Source organism: Pusillimonas sp. SM2304, assembly GCF_031628915.1.
Classification (GTDB): domain Bacteria; phylum Pseudomonadota; class Gammaproteobacteria; order Burkholderiales; family Burkholderiaceae_B; genus Pusillimonas_C.
This window is the reverse complement of the sequence record NZ_JAVLUJ010000002.1, coordinates 965,380-983,593: the sequence shown is the minus strand read 5'-3', so window position 1 is coordinate 983,593 and position 18,214 is coordinate 965,380. Positions and strand designations below refer to the sequence as shown.

The window sequence follows — 18,214 nt, the reverse complement described above, 5'->3', positions numbered from 1 at the left end:
GCAATGATTCAAGACAACCCCCTGCTGGCCCCCATGTCGTCCCTGATCGACTATGCCGCCGTCAAGCCCGAACACCTCGAACCGGCGATCAGCGCCCTGATCGCCGACAGCCGCCAGGCCGTCGAGGCCGGTGCGCGGCCGGACCTTCCCGCCACCTGGGAAGCCATCGTCGAACCGCTGGAAGATGTCACAGAAAAGCTTTGGCGCGCCTGGTCGGTGGCGGGCCATCTGAATGCGGTGGTGAATACGCCCGAGCTGCGCGCGGCCTACAACCAGTGCCTGCCCCAGGTCACCGAGTTTTCGACATGGGTAGGCCTGCATACGGGGCTGTATGCGCAGTACAAGCGCCTGCATGCCGCGGCGGACTTCAAGCAGTTGACGCCGGTGCGCCAGCGCATCATCGAGCTGGCCCTGCGCGACTTCCGTCTGGGCGGTGTCGAGCTGGAAGGGGAACAGCGTAGCCGTTATGCCGAGCTATCGGACAGCCAGGCGAAAGACTCGCAGAAATTCTCTGAAAACGTACTGGACAGCATCGACCGCTGGTCCCTGCTGCTGACAGAAGCGTCGCGCCTTGCCGGCCTGCCCGCCGATGTGCGGGAAGCGGCCAGATCGGCCGCCCAGGCCGATGGCCATGCCGGCTGGAAGCTGGTGCTGAACATGCCCTGCTATCTGCCTGTGATGCAGTATGCGCAAGACCGCAGCCTGCGCCAAGACATGTACCGCGCCTACACCACCATCGCATCCGAATACGGCGACCCGGAGCTGGACAATTCCGCCCTGATCGAACGGCTGCTGGCGCTGCGCGCCGAAGAAGCGGCCTTGCTGGGCTACGGCAGCTACGCCGATTTGCGCCTCGAGACGCGCATGGCCGACAGCCCCGCCCAGGTCCTGGATTTTTTGCGCGAGCTGGCTGGCAAAGCCAAGCCCTACGCCACGCGCGATCTTGCCGAGCTGCGCCAGTTCGCTCTTGAACAATTCGGCCTGGCCGAACTCAAACCCTGGGACATCCCTTTTGTGTCCGAGCGGCTGCGCGAATCCCGCTATGCCTATTCCGAAGAGGAAATCAAGCAGTACTTCACCGAGCCTCAAGTCCTGAAAGGCCTGTTCCAGGTCGTGGAAAAGCTGTTTGGCGTCAAGCTGCAGCCCTCTGAAGCCGCCGTCTGGCACGCCGACGCCCAGGCCTTCCAGGTCATCTCCACGGATGACCGCGTGCTGGGCACCTTGTATATGGACCTGTATGCGCGCCAGGGCAAGCAAAGCGGCGCCTGGGTCGACAGCGAGCGCAACCGGCGCCGGATCGGCCAGGCCATTCAAACGCCGGTCGTTTACCTGACCTGCAATTTTTCGCGCGCGCAACCCGGCAAGCCCGCCCTGCTGACCCACGACGACGTCATCACCCTGTTCCATGAAAGCGGCCACGCCCTGCATGCCCTGCTGTCGCAAGTCGACGATCCGGGCGCCTCGGCCTTTGCCAGCGTCGAATGGGACGCCATCGAACTGCCTTCGCAGTTCATGGAGAATTTCTGCTGGGAATTCTCGGTCGTGCAAGCCTTGTCCGCCCACGTCGACACCGGCCAGGCGCTGCCGCGCGCGCTCTACGACAAGCTGCTGGCCGCCCGCAACTTCCAGAGCGGCATGCAGATGCTGCGGCAGGTGGAGTTTTCCCTGTTCGACATGGGCATCCATCACCAGGCCCAGGGCCTGTCCATACAGGCCGTGCTCGGCCTGCTCGATCAGGTCCGCCAAGAGGTCGCTGTCCTGTTCCCCCCTTCATGGCATCGCTTTCCGCACAACTTCTCGCACCTCTTCGCCGGCGGCTACGGCGCCGGCTACTACAGCTATAAATGGGCCGAGGTCCTGTCCGCCGATGCCTACTCGGCGTTTGAAGAACACAGCGGCGAGGCCGCCGATGGGCAGCCGCGCGACACGCTGGACCCCGCCACCGGCCGGCGCTTCCTGACAGAGATCCTGGCGGTCGGCGGATCGCGTCCGGCAGCGGAGTCCTTCAAGGCATTCCGGGGCCGTGCGCCCGCCATAGACGCCCTGCTGCGCCACAGCGGCATGGCTCAAGCTAGCCTATAATCGGCTCAAGCGCTCTTGCTTGCTTACTGTTTTCTTGTCCGCCATGCGTAATATGTACCGATTTCTGCTGGGTCTGGCTTCGGCCGCTGTCTTGAGCTGGGCCAGCGTATCGCACGCCGAGACCGCCCTGCATAATGTGCGCGGCTTCCTGCCCGATTTGCGTTTTACGCTCGAAACGGCCGGCGACAAAAAAGTCACCCAGGACGATTTCAAGGGCAGCACGGTCATGATGTTCTTCGGCTATGCAAGCTGCCCTGACGTCTGCCCCACGACCATGGCGCAACTGGCGCAAGTCATGCACGAACTGGGCGACGATGCCGACAAAGTGCGCATTCTATTTGTCAGCGTAGACCCACATCGCGATACCCCGAAAATCCTGCAGGCCTATGTCGACGCCTTCGAAAGCAACGCCATCGGCCTGACCGGAACCGAGAAACAAGTCGCCGACGTCGCCCGCCGCTACCGGGTCGCTTACCAAATCGAAAAGCCCCGAGGCAACAACCCCGACAACTACGAAGTGGCCCACAGCCGCGGCGTATACATATTCGACGCGGCAGGCCGCGCACGCTACCTGGCCGCCGACACCGAATCAGTAGAAGTGCTGACAGCCGGGGTCAGGAGCTTGCTGGACCAAAGCTAGAAAACATTGCAGGGCCATGATGACAATCCGTGCCCATCGCCAAGCATCGCACTACCGTCGCAGCAACCACGCAATCATCGGCAGGCCTTTGCATAACGACAGCGTAGTCATTCCCCACAGTACCTTACCCATACGCAATACGCCTTCCCAACCAGGCGTTCGTGGCGCGGGCTGTGCAGGCGCCTCGCGCAAGCCGTTCGAGCCCGCCACAACGAGGAGGCAAGGGGCGGCCTGTTTGAGGCCGGCGCATGTCGGGCCACTGGCCCGACCGGCCGAGTTCCGCACCGCCTCGTTGTGGCGGACTCGAACGGGCAGCCTTGGCGCAGCCAAGGCCGCAGCGCGCGAAGCCGGAGCAGCCCGCGCCACGAACGCCTGGCTTAAGAACGCAATAAACGCATCAAACGTACGCGTACCTCTGCTGCACCAGCTCCCGCATCAAGCGTTATTGACCGCCTGATCCCCCTCGCACACATGCTCCAGCTCAGCCGCCATCAGCTTCTTGGCCGCATCCCTTAACGCCGTCCGCAAACCCTCTTCCACCACCGGGTGATAGAACGGCATCTTCAGCATATCGGTAATGCACAGTTCCTTTTGCACCGCCCAGGCCAGCAAGTGCGCGATGTGCTCCATGGCCGGGCCGGCCATTTCCGCGCCCAGGAAGCGCCCGTCCTCCACCCGCGCATACACGCGCAGTTTGCCGCGATTCTTGAGCATGACCCTTGAACGTCCCTGGTTGGCGAAATCGACCTCGCCGATCACCACGCCATGCTTGGGCAAATCCTTGAACCGGACCCCCGCCTGGGCAAGCTGCGGGTCGGAGAACACCACCGCCATGGGCGCGCGCCGCGCGCCGGGCTCGACGCGCGGATAGGCCACCGCGTTCTCGCCCGCTATCTGCCCATCGTCGGCCGCTTCATGCAGCAGCGGCAGGACGCCATTGACGTCGCCGGCAATGAAAATGGGACTGGACCCCAGTTGCAGCGTGGCCGGATCGTATTCAGGCATGCCTTTATCGTCAAGCACCGCCGACGTATTGTGCAGATCAAGCGACTGCACATTGGGCCGCCGGCCGGCGGCCACCAGCAGATAATCGAAGCGCTCAGTGCGCTCGGATTCGCCTTCACGCTGATAACGGACCTCGACTTGGTCGTCCAGCCGCCGCACTTGCTGGATGGTGGTGTTCAGCGACAGATCGAGTTCAGACTGAAAAGCCGCCTGCGCGCTGGCCCTGACCTCGGGGTCGGTCAGGCCGCCCAAGCCGCCGCTGCGGTTGACCATGCGTACCCTGACGCCCAGGCGCGCCAGCGCCTGCCCCAACTCCAGCCCGATGACACCGGCGCCCACGACCATGGCGCTGCCGGGCAGATCCGCCCAATCAAAGACATCGTCGTTGACGATCACGCGATCCCCCAGCGCTTTATAGGGATCGGGCACGAAAGGGCTGGATCCGGTCGCGATGATGACGCGACTGGCGGTGATTTCAGTATGATCGTCAACCTGCAGCACCGTATCGGACAAGAATCGCGCGTAGCCCCGCACTTTGTCGGCGGCGGGAATGCTTTCAACGCTCTCCAGCACGAAACCCACAAAGCGGTCGCGCTCGCTCTTGACCCGTTCCATGACCTGCCTGCCGTCAATACGGACCCCATCCACGTGCACGCCGAACGGCGCCGCCGAAGCGGCTGTATGGGCCGCCTCGGCCGCCGCGATCAGCAGTTTCGACGGCATGCAGCCCACGCGGGCGCAGGTGGTGCCATACGGCCCGCCTTCGATCAGCAGGGCCTGCAGCCCCGCCGCTTTGACCGCGCGGTAGGCAGACAAGCCCGCCGTACCGGCACCGATGACGGCAACGTCCGTATTCAATTGCTTCATGATCCATACTCCAAGCGAAGATTCAAAGCGAACAGGCGGTGGACAACACCGGGTAAGCGCGAGGCATGCCGGCGGCGGAAGCGAAAGCGCTTAGCCGCCCGTCCACTCTGTCACGAACTGACGGTAGTCCGGCCTGGCCAGCGGCAGGGGCGCATCAGTGGGCGTACCCACGGCCACATAACCCATAAAGCGGTAATCCAGGCCATCGAAACCGAGCGCTTCATTGACCTCGTCAACGTAAGTACCCAAGCCGGTGCTCCAGAACGCGGCATAACCCAGCATATGGATGGCATTCAGCATATTGGTCACCGCAGCGCCCGTGGCCAGCAGGCGCTCGTGCTCGGGGATTTTCGTGTTGGCGTGGTCCATGCGGCACGCAACGGCAATCAGCAAGGGGACTTTGGCCAGCCAACTGCGCGTGCTGGCTTCTTTCTGCGGCGTCAGCGGCAGGCCGGCTGCCTTGGTCGCTGACAGGGCAAGGTCGGCCAGGCGCTCGATGGCCTCGCCTCGTATCAGCGAAAAACGCCAAGGCTGCAAACGGCCATGATCGGGCGCCGACATGGCCGCCTGCAAAATCAGGCTCAGTTGCTCGTCCGTGGGGCCGGGCGCCTGGACAAACTTGCTTGAGCGGCGCGACAGCAGATAATCGATGGGTGCAACAGACATGACTAGACCTTCCTGGATGGATAGCTTGGTTTACGCTTGTGCCAGATTAACATTCTTGCCGCCTTTCATCCGGGAAGCCCGGCAGCCCCGTAAGGCTTTGCGTCAATAGGGATCAACGCCCCGCGCTGACCATCAGCGCTTTCATATCGCGCACGGCTTTTTCCCAGCCATCGAAGATGGCGCGGGCCACGATGGCATGCCCGATATTGAGTTCGGCGATGCCCGGCAACGCGGCAATGGTCTGAACGTTCTCGTAATGCAGGCCATGCCCCGCATTGACCCGCAGGCCGCTTCCTGCGCCCAGGGCCACGCCGGCGCGCAGGCGCGCCAGTTCGAAGTCGATGGCGGCCTGGTCCGCGGCGTCGGCATAAGCGCCGGTATGAAGCTCTATGACGGTGGCGCCCGCCCGCTGGGCCGCGTCGATCTGGGCGGCCTCGGGGTCGATGAACAGCGAAACGCGTATGCCGGCATCGTGCAACTGCGCCACCGCCTGCCGCACATGCTCGAACTGGCCCAATACATCCAGACCGCCTTCGGTCGTGAGTTCTGTGCGCTTTTCCGGCACCAAGCAGACATCATCGGGGCGCACGCGGCAGGCAATGGCCAGCATCTCGGGCGTGACCGCGCATTCAAGATTCATGCGCGTGCGCAGCAAGGGGCGCATGGCGTCCACGTCGGCATCCTGAATATGGCGGCGGTCTTCGCGCAAGTGCAGGGTGATAAGATCGGCGCCTGCCTCTTCGGCCCGCAGGGCGGCTTGGACAGGGTCGGGATAGACCGTGAAGCGCTGCTGGCGCAGCGTGGCAACATGATCAATATTTACGCCTAGCTCAACCATCTTGCTTCCCGCCCTCCTTGTGCTCGGTATCAACAACCCCAGACTGCCATTATTGCCTTTTATTGCCCTGCTGTCGCGGCCGCCGAGGCGCCGGCGCTGACGCCTGCCTCGACGCCTGTCGTGACGTCGGGCGACCCGCTGGCGGAATCCTGCAGCCAGCCGCCGCCCAGCGCCTTGTACAGCTCCACGCGGTTGAGCAGGGATTCCATGCCGGTTTGCAGGAAGCTGCGCTGCGTGGTGTACAAGTCCACTTCCGCGCTCTGCACCTGCAGGAAACTGTCTATGCCGGTTTCGTAGCGCAACTTGGCCAGGCGCAGGGTTTCGTTGGCCGAGGCTTCCAGCGAACGCAAGGCGTCAAGCTGACCGCTGTATGTCGCTTCGCCGGCCAAGGCATCGGCCACTTCGCGAAAAGCCGTCTGTATGGTCTTTTCGTACTCGGCGACCGCAATATTGCTGCGGGCCCTGGCCAGATCCAGATTGCTGCGTATCCCCCCGCCCGAGAAAATAGGCATTTGCAGTTGCGGCGCAAACTGCCAGTAGCGCTGGTCCGAGCCGAACAGGCCGCCCAGTTGCGGGCTGGCAAAGCCCAGCAGTCCGGTGATGGAAATATTCGGGAAGAACGCCGCACGCGCCGCGCCAATATTGGCATTGGCCGCCAGCAAGGCATTTTCGGCCGCCATGATGTCGGGCCGCCGCTCCAGCAATTCGGACGGCAAGCCGACGGGAATGGCCGCCAAGACCTGATCACGGCCGAACACGGCAGGATCGGGCAGGTCATCGGGCACGGTGACGCCGAGCAATAGGTTCAACGCGTTGATCGCCTGCGCCTCGGCCCGATTGATGCCGGCCAGATCGGCGCGCACCGTATCGAGCTGGGCGCGCGCTTGATTCAAATCGAGCGCCGATGCAACGCCGGCATCGTAGCGTGCCTGCACCAGATCCATGGTATTGCCGCGCGACTGCAAGGTGCTTTGCATCAGCCCCTGCTGCTGCTGGGCGGTGCGCAGGCGGAAATAGGCTTCGGCAACCTGGGCCACCAGGTTGATATGCACGGTGCGCCGCGCCTGCGCAGTCGCCAGGTACTGCTGGAAAGCGGCTTCAGACAAATTGCGCACGCGGCCAAAGAAATCCAGCTCGAAGGCCGTCATGCCGACACCGGCCTGATAGTAGCGGGTCACGCTGCCGCCGTCCGGGTCCATGCGCAAGTTCTCGGGGTTGCGGGTGAACTGCGCATTGCCGCCGATACCTATCGTGGGCAGCCGGTCGCTGGCCGCCACGCCATACTGGGCACGGGCCTCCTGGACACGCCCCACGGCAACACGCATGTCGCGGTTATTGGCCAAGGCCACTTCGATCAAGGCCGTCAGGCGAGGATCGGTGAAGAACTCGCTCCAGCCCAGATCCGAACTCGTACGGGCCTGAAGCGCGCCCGCGGCAGTGTCGCCGGACGCGGCGCTGTTGCCGGCGGCCTGGCCCGGATACTGATCGGGCACAGGCATGGCGGGACGTTCGTACTTGGGCGCCAGCGAGCAGCCGGCCAGCGCCAGCGTGACCAGGACCGGCAAGGCGGAACGGCGAAATAAAGCTGAACTCATGCTTTCCCCCCATCGTCGGACGGATGGGGCTCCGATTGTGTTGACTCGGTTGAATGATGAACGCTGGTCAAGGGGGCTGCATTGGCATGAGCGCCGAGCAGCTTGGGCTTGACTTTAAACAGCCCCATCACCACCACGAAGAATGTAGGCACGAACAGCATGGCCAGCGGCGTGGCAGCCAGCATGCCGCCCACAACGCCCCGGCCTACCGCGTTCTGGCTGGCCGAGCTCGCGCCTGTGGCAATGGCCAACGGCACCACACCCAGAATGAAGGCGAAAGAAGTCATCAAAATCGGGCGAAAACGCAAGCGCGCGGCCTCGACAGTGGCATCAATTATGTCTCCGCCCTGCGCATAGGTATCTTTGGCGAACTCCACGATCAGAATGGCGTTCTTGGCCGCCAGGCCAATAACCGTCACCATGCCCACCGTGAAGTACACATCGTTGGACATGCCCAATGCGGTAATGATACCCACCGCGCCCAGCATGCCCAGCGGCACCATCAGCATGACGGAAACCGGAATGGCCCAGCTTTCATACAAGGCGGCCAGCACCATGAAAACCACCAGCATGGCCAGCGCCATCAGGTAGATGGACTGACTGCCAGCTTGCTGCTCTTGGTAGGACAGCCCGGTCCACTCATAGCCGAAACCCGCAGGCAATTCAGCCACCAGCCTTTGCATTTCCTCCATAGCCTGACCACTTGAATAGCCTGGCGCCGCGGATCCGCCGAGACGGATGGATTCGTAGCTGTTATAGCGTACGACCTGCACCGGACCTTGTTCCCAGTCTGCCGTCACAAAGGAAGCCAGCGGCACTGTTTCCCCTTGATTATTGATGGCATTGAGCTTCATGATATCGGCCACATCCATCCGGTGGTCTTGATCGGCCTGGACCCATACGTTCTGTATCCACCCCATATTGGGAAACTTGGCCACGAAGGACGAACCCAGGGCCGTGGAGATCAGGTCGGCCGCTTCGCTGAAGCTCACGCCGAGCGCCGCGGCTTTCTCACGGTCAATGGTCAATCGCAACTGAGGTCCACCGCCCAGCCCGGTCACGCGCGTATCCGCCAGTATCGGGCTTTCATTGGCCATCTGAAGCAACTGCTGGGTGGCGGCCATCAGGGCATCGTGCCCTTGCGAACCGCGGTCCTGCAAACGCAAGTCGAAGCCCGACGCGTTGCCCAGCGAGGAGATGGCGGGAGGCATCACGGAAAACACCATGGAGTCGGGCAGGCCGAACAGCAAGGACTGTGTGGCCTTGGCCGAAATCGCCTGCGCTGAATCCGCTTCGCCCTTGCGTTCCGAAAAATCCTTGAGCGGTACAAACGCAATGGCTGAATTCAGGCCATTGCCATTGAAGCTGAAGCCCTGAACCGTCACGATGTTTTGCATCTGCGGCTGATCCATGAAATAGCCTTCAACCTTCTTGATGATGTCTATGGTCCGGTTGGCCGTGGAGCCTGAAGGCAGCTCAATGTTGGCAATCACATAGCCCTGGTCTTCGTCGGGCAGGAAAGAAGTGGGCAGACGCAGGTACATCCAGCCCATTGCAATGACCAGCACCAGGTATACCAGCATCATGCGGCCGCCCCGCTTCAGGCTGCGTCCAACCCAGCTCTCGTAGCGGTTGGTCACTTTATCGAAGGATTTATTAAACCAGCCGAAGAATCCTTTCTTCTGCTCGTGGTGGCCTTTGGGGATGGGCTTGAGTATGGTTGCGCACAAAGCCGGTGTAAAGCTCAAGGCCAGAAAACCCGAGAACGCAATGGACACGGCCATGGCCACCGAGAATTGTTGGTAAATCACCCCCACCGAACCGCTCATGAAGGCCAGGGGCAGGAACACCGTGGCCAGCACCAGCGTCATCCCGACCACCGCGCCGCTAATTTGCGGCATGGCTTTCTTGGTGGCCTCTTTGGGCGACAGTCCTTCTTCGACCATGATGCGCTCTACGTTCTCGACCACCACAATTGCGTCATCGACCAGAATCCCGATGGCCAGCACCATGGCGAACATGGAGAGCACGTTGACCGAGAAACCCATGACCTGCATCACACCGAAAGCACCCAGAATGGCGATCGGAACGACAAGCGCCGGGATGAGCGTATAGCGGACGTTCTGCAAAAAGACGAACATCACCACAAACACCAGGACCATGGCCTCGAACAGCGTATGGATAACCTGTTCAATGGAAATTTCCACGTAAGGCGTGGTGTCGTAGGGGATGGAATATTCGATATTGCCGGGGAAGAATTTGGCGAGCTCGTCCATCTGGGCCTTGATGCCCTCGGCCGTCGCCAACGCATTGGCGTTGGTCGCCAGCGAAATCGCGAAAGCCGCAGTGGACTTGCCGTTGAGCCGGGCGCCAAACTGGTAACTGTCGGCGCCAACCTCTACGCGGGCCACATCGCGGACGCGCACGCTGGAACCATCCTGGTTGGACCTCAGGATGATGTTTTCATATTCCGCAACGGTAGACAACTCGCCATTGACCACAATAGGGGCGGAAACCCTTTGGCTGTCGGGATTGGGCGGCGAACCCAGAATGCCTGCGGAAACCAGCGCGGTCTGAGAGCCAACGGCCGCGTTGACCTCGGCCATGCTGATGTTGTAGCCAGTGAGCTTGTCGGGATCAACCCAGATGCGCATGGCGCGTGGCGCGGCAAAAAGCTGGAAAGTGCCCACCCCGGGAACACGCGATATGCTGTTCTGGATATTGCGCGTGATGTAGTCAGCCAGGGCAAACTGGTCCATGGAACCGTCTGTAGACGACAGCGCCACCACCATCAGAAAGCTGGCGTTGCTTTTGCTGACTTTCAAGCCCTGCTGCATCACAGCCGCCGGCAATTTCGACGAAATGTTCGAGATGCGGTTTTGCACATCGACCTGGGCCAGATCGGGATCGGTGCCCGGCGCAAACGTAGCGCTGATTTCAGACGAGCCGTAAGAGTCGCTGACCGACTCGTAATACAACAGGCCGGTCGCGCCATTCAGTTCGTTTTCGATCACGCTGGCAACGGACTTGGAGACGTCGTCGGCGGATGCGCCCGGATAGGTCGCCTGTATCGAGATGGTTGGCGGCGCCACCTCGGGGTACTGCGATACCGGCATGTTGACAAGAGCCAGGATACCGGCCAATGTAATTGCCAGGGCGATCACCCATGCAAATACGGGACGTTCAATAAAAAACTGCGGCATAAGTGCTCACTTTGCTAGCATTGGCGCAGCAGGACCGGGGCGGGCCCTGCGTAAGAGTCGGCGTGGACATTCAGCCTTGTTCAGCAGGCTTAGCGGCAGGCGCTTCACCCGCCGGCTTGGCATCAGGATCGGCCTGGGCCGGCGCGGCACCCGGCGCACCGCCCGGCGCGCCTGCGCCTTCCGGTGCGCCTTGCTTCCAGGGAATGGGCTGCACCGGCGCGCCCGGACGAATCTTCTGGAAGCCCTCGACCACCACCTGCTCGCCAGGGTTCAGCCCTTTCGTGATGATGGTCTGGCCGTCGATCACCGATCCCGTGGATACGGCCACGATCTGCGCCTTGCCTTCACGGACAACCATCAGGCTGCTCAGCCCATCGGCGGTACGCTGAATGGCCTGCTGGGGCACCTTGAGCGCTTTCTCGTCAACGCCCTCGGGGACGCGCACACGCAAATACATGCCGGGCAACAAGATCTGATCGGGGTTCGGGAATTCGGCGCGCAGGCTGACTTGGCCAGTGCCGGGGTCGACCGTTACGCCCGAAAACAGCAGCTTGCCGTCGTGCTGGTACACAGAACCGTCTTCGAGCAACGCCTTGACCACGGCGGCGCCGTCGCCAGACTGCGTGAGCGTGCCCGCCGCCAGAGCGCGGCGCAAGGCGGCCAGCTCGGTGGTCGAGCGCGTGACATCGACATAGACGTGATCGAGCTGTTGAACCAAGGCCAGTTGGGTGGCCTCGGCGGCGCTGACCAACGCGCCCTCGGTGACCAGGGAGCGGCCGATGCGGCCGTCGATCGGCGAGACGACCTTGGTGTAGCCAAGGTCGATATCAGCCACCTGCAGCGCGGCCTTGGCCGCCGCCACGGCCGCTTCCGCCTGGCCCGACTGGGCAATGGCGTTATCGTATTCCTGGCGGCTGACCGCATTGGCCTTGATCAGCTTTGAGTAGCGTTGCGCCAGCAATCGCGCGCTGCGCACATCAGCCTCGGCGTTCTTCAGTTGCGCCGCCGCCTGGGCCCGCTGGGCCGCATAGGGCGCCGGGTCGATCGTAAAGAGCAACTGCCCTTCCTTGACGTCGCTGCCTTGCTCGAAGTTGATCTCGTTGACAATCCCCGTTACCCGCGCGCGGATCTGGGCGTCTTTGACCGCCTGAACCCGGCCGGGCAGATCGGTAAACACTTCGGCGCGCGCCGGCTCGACCGTGATGACACTGACCGGCACCTTCATGCCCTCTTGACCCTGCTGCGGCTTCTCGCCACACGCGGCCAGCAGCAGCAAAGAAGAAAAAACCAAGACATGGGCCAGCTGCCGGGACGGCAGTCGAAGGTTCAACATTCAATAGCTCCTGTGCCACGCGCTGCTTTTTGAGCCGCGATAGCAACCATTGTGATTTTTAGTAAAGCGTGAGTATAAAGGGAAAACACCTAACTCAACCAGAACAGCAAGCATTTCACCTGTTTCAAACGCGTACTGGCCAAGCCGTGCGGCCCCGCCCGGCCGGCGCATTGGCATGAGAATTGCTGCACGCCGTCGACCCTACAGGGTATCACCGCTATATTTCAACAAGGAGTGCTACATGACCCGTTCAAGACTCTCTCGCTCAATAATGATCATGGCCGCCGTCGTGGCGCTGGGCGCCTGCGCCGGCGAACCGATGCCGCGCGATACGGCGTCATACGCCGACGACGCGTCCATCAATACCAATGTGCAGGCGGCGGTCGTCGGCGTGCCGGGCGTGCACGCCAACAATATGCAGGTCAATACCTACGAAGGTGTCGTGACCTTGCGCGGCACCGTCGAGCATCAACTTGCGGCGCAAAATGCCATACAGGCGGCCCGCCAGGTGGCGGGCGTCAAGAAAGTCGACTACGACATCAAGGTGGGCGCGCAGCCCTAAGGTATGCGCCAGGGGGCGCTACTTGGCCTCGAGCTCGGGGCTGGTCAGCGGGTCGAAGTCCACCCACTTGCCGTCACGCCAGCGCCCCTGCGCCCTCTCCACCTCGGCCCCTCCCGCGGCTCGAAGCATCTGGGCAACCTCGCGCTCTTGCTCCGCCGCGGTATGCACAGCCAGCAGCACCCCCGACGCGCGCCCTTCGTTCTTCTTCGCGTAACGGGCTTCCTGCCCGCTGCGTTCGGGCCTGGGGCGGCCCAGAGCCATCATGGCGCCTATCAAGGACCCGATGTAGGCGCCGGCGCCCGCGCCGGCCACAATAGGCAGTACCGAGTCGGCGACGGCAAAGGCAACGACACCGCCTACGCCCGCGCCCGCCAGGCCGATCACGGCGGCCCCGGCCACAGATCCGAAAAATCCGCCCTGCGAGTCGGGGTCCGACGCCCGGTCGCCTCCCACCGGGTAGCGATCATGGCTGCCCGCGGGATTCACGAAAAAGGTATGCAGGGCGTCCTCGGCGATACCCGCGCGCATCAAGGCCGTCGCCGCCTCCTGGGCCGCGTCAAAAGTATCGAAACGAGCTGCTACGATCAAGGACATGTTGCACCTCCTGAGAGTTCGAACAGTCTGTCGGCAATAAACATGCCCGCCCTCATGCCGTCTTCGCCCCGCTGATCTTGGCTTCGGCAGCCAAATACCACGCGCCCGCCAGCAGCAGAGGCGCCAGATAGTACACCGCGCGGTAAACAAGGATCGCGCCCAGAATTTCAAACCGAGGCAGGGAAGACGAGGCCAACAAGGCGACGAACACGCCTTCAAGCACACCCAGTCCCCCGGGGATATGCGTAATGACGCCCGCCACCGCACTGATCAGCAAAGTGCCCAGCACAAGCGGGTAGTCGACTTTCTGTTGCAGCAGCACATAAACTACGGCGCCCATCAGCGCCCAGTTCAACATGGAAACCGTCAACTGCAGCAGCGCAAGCCGCAAGGAAGGCAGCTTGATATCGTGCCCGCGCACCGTCCAGCTGCGCGTGCGTGAAAACGCGCACAGCAACACATAGGCCACCACCGCCAGCACCATGGCCGCGCCGATGAGCCGCAAGGCGCCATTGCCCAATTCCCAGTCGGCGGGCAATGGCATTTTCCCCAGCGCAAAGACAGTGCCTGCCAGCAAGACATAACCCATCCAGTTCGTTGCGATGCTGAATCCCATCACCCGCAGCACGACGCCGGGCGCCAGGCCCTGCTTGGTATACAGGCGCATGCGCAGGCCGATGCCGCCGACAGGCGCGCCCATGTTCATGGTGAAGGCATAACTGATGAACCCCACCATCATTGATCGCCACCAGGCCAGGCCATGATGGGTATACCGCTTCCCCAGCAAATCGAAACAGCTGTAAAGCAGATAGCTCGCCAGCGTGATCAAGGCCGCTATCGCCAAGGCCATGGCCGGCAACTGGCGGATGGCCGCCAGCACCTCGCTCCATTCGACGTGGGTCACGGCCACCCCGATCAACACCACCACCAACGCAACGAACACGCTCACGATGATCTTGCGGATCAAGGACCAGCGCGCCTTGACCCATTCGGAAAAACGAGGCTTTTGGCGGGCCGTCATGGCTTGCCTTCGCAGGCTTCGTCGCTATGTTCCTTCGCGGCAGACAGGCCCTCGGCCGGCATCGGCGCCGACGTCAGTTGCGGCTTGCGCGCCGGCAGCCAGCCCGCCCAGGACGGGAAGCGCCGCAAAAAATGGAATACGAACACGCCCACCAGCACGCGCTGGATTTTCCGGCGCGGCCGGGTCTGGCGCTCCATGAGCTGGCAATGATCTTCGATCAGGGCCTCAAGCCGCTGCTGCAATTCGGCCGTAAACTTTTTGTCATGCACCACCACGTTGGCCTCCAGGTTCAGCGCCAGGCTCAGCGGATCAAGATTGCTGGACCCCACGGTCGACCAGGTGCCGTCGACGGTGGCCACCTTGCCGTGCAAGGGGCGTTCGCAGTACTCGTAGATCTGCACCCCTGCGGATAAAAGATAGTCGTACAGCATCGTGGCCACAAAGCGGGCGGCCGGCATATCGGGCTCGCCCTGCAAGATCAAGCGGACCCGCACGCCGCGCTTGGCCGCATGGCGCAAATCGCGCAGAAAGCGATAGCCCGGGAAAAAATAGGCGTTCGCAATCGTGATGTCATGGCGCGCCGCGCGTATGCCGATGCGGTAGTGCTGCTCGATGTCGCTGGTGTGCGCGTCGTTGTCGCGCAGCACGAGCGCGGCGGCGCTGTCGCCCGGCGCCTGTTGCGCCCCGCTGCCGCGTTTGCGGCGGAAACGCAGCCACGAAAGCCGCGGCTGCCTGACCGGCGCCAGCGCCTCGGCCTCGAAACGGGCAATGTCGTCCACCAGCGGCCCCCTGATGGCCATCGCATAATCTTGTTTGGCGGTGGGCCCGAAGTCGGCCAGATGATCGGCGCTGAAGTTGATGCCGCCTATAAAGGCCAGCACGCCATCGACCACGATGATTTTCCGGTGCATGCGCCGGAATAGATTGGTGCGCATGCCCAGGCGCCTGGGCTGGGGATCGAACATATGGAAAACGACCCCGGCGGCAGTCATCGCCTCGATGAAACCCGCGCTCAGATCGGCGGACCCGTAACCGTCCACGGTGATCTCCACACGCACCCCGCGGCGGGCGGCGTCGATCACCGCCTGCTGCAATTCACGACCCACCTTATCTTCGAAGATAATAAAGGTTTCAAGCACGACACTGCGCTCCGCCTTGCGTATGGCTTCAAAGGCGGCCGGAAAAAAGGCTTCGCCATTTTCCAGCAGTTCCAGGGCGTTGCCTGAAGTCCAGTTGATGTTCATACGGCAAGCTCCACCGCCAGCGGCGCATGATCGGACAGATGCGTCCAGGGCCTGGACGCCAGCGCAACGGGCTGGAAGCGGGCGATATTGCGCACATAAATGCGATCCAGGCGCAGCAGCGGAAAACGGGCGGGAAAGGTGCGCGCCACTTGGCCATGCCGCTCGCGGAACACTTCCTTCAAGCCGCAGGAACGCGTCAGTATGTTCTGGCCCCGCTGGCGCCAATCGTTGAAGTCGCCGGCCACCACCAGCGGCGCCGCCTTGGGCACCTCTTCATCAATCAGCCGCGATAGATAGCTTAACTGGCTGTTGCGATGCTGCTCGCGCAAACCCAGATGCACACAGATGGCGTGAATTTCCATGCCGCTGCCCGGCGGGGCCAGGACACAGTGCAGCAACCCCCTTTTCTCATGCTTGCCTACCGACACGTCCACATTGTCGTACCGGCTGATGGGAAACTTGGAAAGCAAAGCGTTGCCGTGATCCCCATAGGGGTAGACCGCGTTGCGGCCATAGGCGAAGTCGTCCCAGATCGAGTCGGCCAGAAACTCGTATTGGCTAGTGGTCGGCCAGCGGGCCAGGCGGCTGGCATGGCGTTGATGCGAACCCAGAACCTCTTGCAGGAAGACGACATCGGCCTGGGTGGCGCGGATGGCATCGCGCAGCTCGTGCAAAATGAACCGGCGATTGAAGAACGTAAACCCCTTGTGCGTGTTTACGGTCAGTACTTTCAATGTAAGCGATGTATCCTCGACAGTCATGGACGCCAGCGGTGGTAAAAACAGCCACCCGCCAGCAAGTTCCATGCCTGTACCCGCTGGTACCCGCTTTACCCCAGCAGCAGTCCGTCGTCGGATAGGGCCTCGCCCCGCACCCGCTCGAACATATGCAACAGGTCGGGAACGTCCAGCCCTTGGCGCTCGGAGCCCGAAACATCGAGCACGACATTGCCCTGATGCAGCATCACCGTCCGCTCGCCCACATCCAGCGCCTGTCTCATGCTATGGGTGACCATCATGGTGGTCAGCTTGCTTTCCGCCACGATGCGCGTCGTCAATTGCAGGACGAATTCAGCCGTGCGCGGGTCCAGCGCCGCCGTGTGCTCATCGAGCAGCAGGATGCGCGAGGGCCGTAAAGTCGCCATGAGCAGGCTGACCGCCTGGCGCTGGCCGCCCGACAGCAGGCCGATGCGGTCGGCCAGCCTGTTCTCCAGGCCCAGCCCCAACACGGACACACGTTCGCGAAACTCGTCGCGCATCGATTTCTTTACGGCCTTGCCCAGGCCGCGGCGCTCGCCGCGGCTGTAGGCCAGCGCCAGGTTCTCTTCGATCGTCAGGTCTTCACAGGTGCCCGCCATGGGGTCCTGGAATACGCGGGCCACCCGCTCCGCCCGGGTCCAGACCGCTTGCCGCGTCACGTCCTGGCCGTCGATGACAATGGTGCCGCTGTCGACCGGCAGATCGCCCGAGATGGCGTTCAGGAAGGTCGATTTGCCCGCGCCGTTCGAGCCGATGACGGTCACGAACTGCCCCGCCGGGATCTCGAGCGACAGCCCGCGCAAGGCTCGGGTTTCAATCGGCGTCCCGGCATTGAAGGTGATGTTCAGATTGTTTGCGCTCAGCATGTCAGCGCCCTCCTTTGCCGCGCAGGCGCTGCTTGAGCAAGGGAATCACCAGCGCGATCGTGACCAGCACCGCCGTCACCAGGTTCAGGTCTTGCGCCATCAGCCCGATGAAGTCGGCATTAAGCGCCAGCGCGATAAAGAAGCGGTAAAGCACCGCCCCCACGATCACCGCCAAGGTCAGCACCACCATCCGGCGCGACGGCATGATGCTTTCCCCCACGATGACCGCGGCCAGGCCGATGACAATGGTGCCTATGCCCATGGAAATATCAGCGCCGCCCTGCGATTGCGCAAACAGGGCGCCCGCCAGCGCGCACAGCGCATTGGAAATGGCCATGCCGGCCAGTATCCGGCTGCCCGTCGCCACACCCTGCGAACGCGCCATGCGCGGATTGGAGCCGGTGGCCCGCATGGCCAGCCCGGTCTTGGTCGCAAAGTACCAGTCAAGCGCGAACTTGATGACAATCACCAGCACCAGCAGAATCAGCGGGCGGACAATATAGTCGCTGATCCCGTCCGGCTGCAGGTAGGTGAAGACCGTGGGCTCGGAAATAAGCGGCACATTGGGCCGGCCCATGATGCGCAGGTTGATCGAGTACAGGGCGATCATCATCAGGATGCTGGCCAACAGGTCCATGATCTTGAGCTTGACGTTCAACCAGCCCGTGATCATCCCCGCCACCGCGCCTGAAAACGTAGCCAGCAGGGTCGCAGTGAAAGGGTCCATCCCCGCGCTGATCAGGGTGGCGGCCACAGCGCCGCCCAGGGGAAAGCTGCCATCCACGGTCAGGTCGGGAAAGCGCAGTATCCGGAAGGAAATGAACACGCCCAATGCAACGAGGCCGAAAATCAGGCCTATCTCGAGCGCGCCCCATAAAGAATAAATAGACATTAATCTAGCCAGTGGAAACCAAAAAAGAAACAGGCAGGTTGTTGGCAA

The 18,214-nt window shown here is 62.4% G+C and carries 15 protein-coding genes; 3 read left to right on the top strand and 12 right to left on the bottom strand.

The genetic code is table 11. The features are described 5' to 3' along the window. Positions 1-3 precede the first annotated feature (3 nt). Together RE432_RS13675 and RE432_RS13670 are read left to right on the top strand one after the other, a co-directional pair. The gene (locus RE432_RS13675) at positions 4-2,082 is read left to right on the top strand and encodes a M3 family metallopeptidase (protein ID WP_310933959.1); all 2,079 of its coding nucleotides are present in this window, start codon (positions 4-6) and stop codon (positions 2,080-2,082) included. A gap of 52 nt (positions 2,083-2,134) precedes the next feature. Then, positions 2,135-2,722: an SCO family protein gene (locus RE432_RS13670; RefSeq protein WP_310933958.1), complete on the top strand. Its 588-nt coding sequence runs from the start codon at positions 2,135-2,137 to the stop codon at positions 2,720-2,722. A 435-nt stretch (positions 2,723-3,157) separates the two neighbouring features. Here RE432_RS13670 and RE432_RS13665 read toward each other — a convergent pair whose 3' ends face one another. The 6 genes from RE432_RS13665 to RE432_RS13640 form a co-directional block, all read right to left on the bottom strand. Beyond that, complete coding sequence (locus RE432_RS13665) at positions 3,158-4,594, bottom strand: dihydrolipoyl dehydrogenase (RefSeq protein WP_310933957.1); 1,437 nt, start codon at positions 4,592-4,594, stop codon at positions 3,158-3,160. A gap of 90 nt (positions 4,595-4,684) precedes the next feature. After that, positions 4,685-5,260 (bottom strand): nitroreductase, encoded by a 576-nt coding sequence (locus tag RE432_RS13660; RefSeq protein WP_310933956.1) that lies wholly within the window; start codon positions 5,258-5,260, stop codon positions 4,685-4,687. 112 nt (positions 5,261-5,372) lie between these two features. Then, positions 5,373-6,098 (bottom strand): pyridoxine 5'-phosphate synthase, encoded by a 726-nt coding sequence (locus RE432_RS13655; protein ID WP_310933955.1) that lies wholly within the window; start codon positions 6,096-6,098, stop codon positions 5,373-5,375. 59 nt (positions 6,099-6,157) lie between these two features. After that, a complete protein-coding gene (locus RE432_RS13650; RefSeq protein ID WP_310933954.1) occupies positions 6,158-7,693 on the bottom strand; it encodes an efflux transporter outer membrane subunit in 1,536 nt (511 codons plus the stop codon). Further along, positions 7,690-10,896, bottom strand: a complete 3,207-nt coding sequence (locus tag RE432_RS13645) for an efflux RND transporter permease subunit (RefSeq protein ID WP_310933953.1) — start codon at positions 10,894-10,896, stop codon at positions 7,690-7,692. The genes RE432_RS13650 and RE432_RS13645 overlap by 4 nt, the downstream gene beginning before the upstream one ends. A gap of 70 nt (positions 10,897-10,966) precedes the next feature. After that, positions 10,967-12,229: an efflux RND transporter periplasmic adaptor subunit gene (locus tag RE432_RS13640; RefSeq protein WP_310933952.1), complete on the bottom strand. Its 1,263-nt coding sequence runs from the start codon at positions 12,227-12,229 to the stop codon at positions 10,967-10,969. Positions 12,230-12,470: 241 nt separating this feature from the next. On the opposite strand from RE432_RS13640, the gene RE432_RS13635 reads away from it, so the two are divergent. Further along, on the top strand, positions 12,471-12,791 hold the full coding sequence (locus RE432_RS13635) for a BON domain-containing protein (protein WP_310933950.1): 321 nt from the start codon (positions 12,471-12,473) through the stop codon (positions 12,789-12,791). An 18-nt stretch (positions 12,792-12,809) separates the two neighbouring features. Here RE432_RS13635 and RE432_RS13630 read toward each other — a convergent pair whose 3' ends face one another. The 6 genes from RE432_RS13630 to RE432_RS13605 all read right to left on the bottom strand — a co-directional run bounded on the left by RE432_RS13630 (position 12,810) and on the right by RE432_RS13605 (position 18,166). Next, positions 12,810-13,385, bottom strand: a complete 576-nt coding sequence (locus RE432_RS13630) for a hypothetical protein (protein WP_310933949.1) — start codon at positions 13,383-13,385, stop codon at positions 12,810-12,812. 52 nt (positions 13,386-13,437) lie between these two features. After that, positions 13,438-14,406: a lysylphosphatidylglycerol synthase domain-containing protein gene (locus RE432_RS13625; RefSeq protein ID WP_310933948.1), complete on the bottom strand. Its 969-nt coding sequence runs from the start codon at positions 14,404-14,406 to the stop codon at positions 13,438-13,440. Further along, positions 14,403-15,650, bottom strand: a complete 1,248-nt coding sequence (clsB, locus tag RE432_RS13620) for a cardiolipin synthase ClsB (protein ID WP_310933947.1) — start codon at positions 15,648-15,650, stop codon at positions 14,403-14,405. The genes RE432_RS13625 and clsB overlap by 4 nt, the downstream gene beginning before the upstream one ends. Continuing rightward, a complete protein-coding gene (locus tag RE432_RS13615; protein ID WP_310934234.1) occupies positions 15,647-16,411 on the bottom strand; it encodes an endonuclease/exonuclease/phosphatase family protein in 765 nt (254 codons plus the stop codon). The genes clsB and RE432_RS13615 overlap by 4 nt, the downstream gene beginning before the upstream one ends. Before the next feature lie 68 nt (positions 16,412-16,479). Beyond that, on the bottom strand, positions 16,480-17,274 hold the full coding sequence (locus RE432_RS13610) for an ABC transporter ATP-binding protein (RefSeq protein ID WP_310933946.1): 795 nt from the start codon (positions 17,272-17,274) through the stop codon (positions 16,480-16,482). Between the two features lies 1 nt (position 17,275). After that, the gene (locus RE432_RS13605) at positions 17,276-18,166 is read right to left on the bottom strand and encodes an ABC transporter permease (RefSeq protein ID WP_310933945.1); all 891 of its coding nucleotides are present in this window, start codon (positions 18,164-18,166) and stop codon (positions 17,276-17,278) included. Positions 18,167-18,214: the final 48 nt, after the last annotated feature.